Source organism: Leptotrichia hongkongensis (genome assembly GCF_041538065.1).
GTDB lineage: Bacteria > Fusobacteriota > Fusobacteriia > Fusobacteriales > Leptotrichiaceae > Leptotrichia > Leptotrichia hongkongensis.
The window spans coordinates 3488-5206 of sequence record NZ_JBGORW010000019.1; the positions used below are offsets into that span (position 1 = coordinate 3488).

Below are 1719 nucleotides of genomic sequence, written 5' to 3' on the forward strand. Positions count from 1 at the left end.
AGACATAAGAAGAAGCTGTGCATGTTGCTCCTTAGAAAGGAGGTGATCCATCCGCACCTTCCGGTACGGATACCTTGTTACGACTTCACCCCAATCACTATCCACACCTTAGATGCCTTCCTCCTTGCGGTTGGACCAGCAGCTTCAGGTGCAGACAACTCTCGTGGTGTGACGGGCGGTGTGTACAAGACCCGAGAACGTATTCACCGCAGCATTGCTGATCTGCGATTACTAGCGATTCCAGCTTCATGAAGCCGAGTTGCAGGCTTCAATCCGAACTTGGACCGGCTTTAAAGATTCGCTCGGCGTTGCCGCCTGGCTGCTCTCTGTACCGGCCATTGTAGCACGTGTGTAGCCCAGATCATAAGGGGCATGATGACTTGACGTCATCCCCACCTTCCTCCTGCTCTTCGCAGGCAGTCTCGCTAGAGTCCCCAACTTAATGATGGCAACTAACGATAGGGGTTGCGCTCGTTGCGGGACTTAACCCAACATCTCACGACACGAGCTGTCGACAGCCATGCACCACCTGTCTCTGCGTTCCCGAAGGCACTGCCCGTTCTCACGGGCATTCGCAGGATGTCAAGATCTGGTAAGGTTCCTCGCGTTGCGTCGAATTAAACCACATGCTCCACCGCTTGTGCGGGTCCCCGTCAATTCCTTTGAGTTTCAGCCTTGCGGCCGTACTCCCCAGGCGGATTACTTATCGCATTTGCTTCGGCACGGACACTCTTCATGCCCACACCCAGTAATCATCGTTTACAGCTAGGACTACCAGGGTATCTAATCCTGTTTGCTCCCCTAGCTTTCGCACTTCAGCGTCAGTTACCGTCCAGTGAACTATCTTCATCATCGGCATTCCTGCACATATCTACGAATTTCACCTCTACTCGTGCAGTTCCGTCCACCTCTCCGATACTCTAGCCCTGTAGTTTCCGGGGCAGGCCTGCGGTTGAGCCGCAGGTTTTCACCCTAGACTTACAGGGCCGCCTAGATGCCCTTTATGCCCAATAATTCCGGATAACGCTTGCGACATACGTATTACCGCGGCTGCTGGCACGTATTTAGCCGTCGCTTCTTCTGCAGGTACCGTCACTTTCTTCTTCCCTGCTGAAAGCACTTTACAATCCGAAAACCTTCTTCGTGCACACAGAATTGCTGGATCAGGGTTGCCCCCATTGTCCAATATTCCCCACTGCTGCCTCCCGTAGGAGTAAGGGCCGTATCTCAGTCCCCTTGTGGCCGTTCACCCTCTCAGGCCGGCTACCTATCATCGCCTTGGTGGGCCGTTACCCCACCAACTAGCTAATAGGACGCAAGGCTCTCCTGCAGCGTCTCCTTTCATCAGGCCGGCATGCGCCAGCCTGACAATACCAGGTGTTATCAGTCGTTTCCGTCTGTTATCCCTGTCTGCAGGGCAAGTTCCTTACGCGTTACTCACCCGTCCGCCTTGGCTAGACTGCGCAAACGCAGCTTCGCCAATGACTTGCATGTGTTAAGCATTCTGTCAGCGTTCATCCTGAGCCAGGATCAAACTCTTCATTCAATATATTTCTCATATATTTTATTTCACCTTAGTTTTGACGAGTTTCTTGCCTTGCAGGCAAGTACTCTTGACTTTTATTTATATCTTACACATTGTTGCTTCTTCTATTCTTATCTTCTATTGTCCTGCGATACTTTTTCGTATCGACAAGATATATATTATCATATCCCCTC

The 1719-nt window shown here is 51.5% G+C and carries 1 rRNA gene; it reads right to left on the reverse strand.

The annotated features are described in order from the left end of the window. Nucleotides 1–35 precede the first annotated feature (35 nt). Nucleotides 36–1546, reverse strand: a 16S ribosomal RNA gene (locus tag ACEG17_RS09930). Nucleotides 1547–1719: the final 173 nt, after the last annotated feature.